Here is a 2,549-nt window from a genome sequence, read left to right as displayed (position 1 = left end):
TTCCAGTCCTACGCGCTCTATCCGCATATGACCGTGCGCGACAATCTCGGCTTCGGCCTGAAGATCGCCGGCATGTCGCCGGAGGATATCAAGCCGCGCGTCGATGAGGCCGCCGGCATTCTCGGCCTCGAGCCGTTCATGGACCGGCTTCCGGCCAATCTTTCAGGCGGCCAGCGCCAGCGTGTCGCCATGGGCCGCGCCATCGTGCGCCATCCGGACGTGTTCCTGTTCGACGAGCCGCTGTCGAACCTTGATGCCAAGCTCAGGGGCCAGATGCGCGTCGAGATCAAGAAGCTGCATCAGCGGGTCAAGACCACGGTCATCTACGTCACCCACGACCAGGTCGAGGCGATGACGCTTGCCGACCGGATCGTGATCATGCGCGACGGCTATGTCGAGCAGGTCGGCACCCCGACCGAGGTGTTCGAACACCCGGCCAACACCTTCGTTGCCGGCTTCATCGGCTCGCCGCCGATGAACCAGCTCGACGCAATCGTCGAGGAGGGCGGCGCAAGGCTTTCCGACGGCACGCTGGTGCCGCTGCCGGCCGATATCGCGCCGAAGGTCGCAGCCGGCGCGAAGGTCGTGATCGGCTTCCGTCCGGATGCCTTCGCGCCGAAGGGCCATTCGCTGCATGCCGAGGACCGCTGGCTGGAAGTGAACCTGCCGGTGATGATCTCGGAGCCGCTGGGCACCGAGACCATCATCTACACCGAGCTTGGCGGCAAGGAAGTGCAGGCGAAGATGCTCGATCCGCGCCCGCTGACCGATGGCGAGAACCTGACCTTCACCCTCGATCTCGACCGTCTGCACGTCTTCGACGGGACAAGCGGCAAGAGCCTGAGGACCTGACATGGCGAAGATCGTCCGCGCCGAAATCGTGATGGTGGACCTGAAGCCGAAGGTCAAAAGGGTCGATGCGATCCAGTCCTTCGTCTCCCAGGAAACGCCGATCGTGCGCATCACCGATGCCGACGGCGTCACCGGCACGGGCTATTCCTACACCATCGGAACCGGTGGACCTTCCGTGATGGCGCTTCTGGAAAAGACGCTGCTGCCGGCGATCATCGGTCGCGAGGCCTATGACATCGAGCGCATCTGGCGCGACCTCACCTTCCTCACCCATGCGACCACGGTCGGCGCAATCACCGCGATCGCGCTTGCCGCGATCGACACTGCGCTTTGGGACCTGAAGGCGGTGAAGCTCGGCCTTCCCCTGCACAAGCTTGCCGGCGGTGCGCAGGCGGACATCCCGCTCTACACCACCGAGGGCGGCTGGCTGCATCTGGAAACAGAGGCTCTGGTCGAGGATGCGCTGAAGGCGAAGGCCGATGGCTTCTCGGGCTGCAAGCTGAAGGTCGGTCGTCCGTTGTCAGAGGATGCCGCCCGCATCGGCGCGGTGCGCGAGGCCGTCGGCCCGGCCTTCGAGATTTTCACCGATGCCAACCAGGCGTTCAACGTTGATGAGGCGGTGCGCCGCGCCGCCGTCTACCAGCGGCTCGATATCGGCTGGCTGGAGGAGCCGCTGCCGGCGGATGATATCGAAGGCCATGCCGTGCTTTCCCGCCACACATCGGTACCGGTCGCGGTCGGCGAAAGCCTTTATTCGGTCTCGCATTTCCGCGAATATCTGGAACGCCGCGCCGCATCGATCATTCAGGTCGATGTCGGCCGGATCGGCGGCATCACGCCGTGGCTCAAGGTCGCACATATGGCGGAGTGCTTCAACGTCTCGGTCGCGCCGCATTTCCTGATGGAGCTGCATGTGTCACTCTGTGCCGCGGTGCCGAATGCGCGTTGGGTCGAGTATATTCCGCAACTCGACGCGATCACGGTCCACGGCATGACCATCCGCGCCGGCCGCGCCGTCCCCTCCGACGAGCCCGGCCTCGGCATCGCCTGGGATTTCGAGGCGATCGCCCGCGTGGCGGTCGAAGGCTCGCAAAAGACAATTACATGAAGGATACGCCCATGACCGACCTCACCGGCAAGACCTGCCTCATCACCGCCGCCGCGCAAGGCATTGGCGCTGCCTCCGTCAAGGCTTTCGCCAAGGCCGGCGCCAAGGTGATCGCGACCGATATCAACGCCGGGAAGCTCGCCGAGCTGGAAGGTATCGCGGGCGTCACGACCCGTCTTCTGGACGTGCTGTCGGATGAGGCGGTTGCCAATGCCGCGTCTGAAATCGGCGCGGTCGATATCCTGTTCAATTGCGCCGGCGTCGTCCACAACGGCTCGGTGCTGGACATGAAGGACGGCGATCTCGACTTTGCCTACGATCTCAACGTCAAGGCCATGGTGCGTACGGTGCGGGCGTTCCTGCCGGGCATGATCGAGCGCGAATACGGCGTTATCATCAACATGTCCTCGGTCGCGTCGTCGCTGAAGGGCGTGCCGAACCGGTTCGCCTATTCGACCACCAAGGCCGCAGTTCTCGGCCTGACCAAGTCGATCGCCGCCGATTACGTAACGAAGGGCATCCGCTGCACCGCGATCTGCCCCGGCACGGTCGACAGCCCCTCGCTGCAGGACCGGCTGAAGGCGACCGG

Annotated in this window: 3 protein-coding genes; all 3 read left to right on the top strand. The window is 64.5% G+C overall.

Translation table 11 applies throughout. From position 1 onward, the window contains the following. Positions 1–852: ABC transporter ATP-binding protein (locus tag B4E36_RS11470; protein ID WP_345900367.1), on the top strand; the 852-nt coding region annotated here is incomplete at its 5' end. A 1-nt stretch (position 853) separates the two neighbouring features. After that, entirely contained in the window at positions 854–1,960 is a 1,107-nt protein-coding gene (locus B4E36_RS11465; RefSeq protein ID WP_292058348.1) for a mandelate racemase/muconate lactonizing enzyme family protein, read from the top strand. An 11-nt stretch (positions 1,961–1,971) separates the two neighbouring features. Next, positions 1,972–2,549: SDR family NAD(P)-dependent oxidoreductase (locus tag B4E36_RS11460; protein WP_345900366.1), on the top strand; the 578-nt coding region annotated here is incomplete at its 3' end.

It is taken from the genome of Martelella sp. UBA3392, assembly GCF_002358775.1.
GTDB lineage: Bacteria > Pseudomonadota > Alphaproteobacteria > Rhizobiales > Rhizobiaceae > Martelella > Martelella mediterranea.
This window is presented reverse-complemented; position numbering and strand designations above follow the sequence as displayed.

Bases quoted from the DNA above. Each gene is read 5' to 3' on its own strand.
- B4E36_RS11465 (WP_292058348.1), top strand. From the start codon at position 854: ATGGCGAAGATCGTCCGCGCCGAAATCGTGATGGTGGACCTGAAGCCG.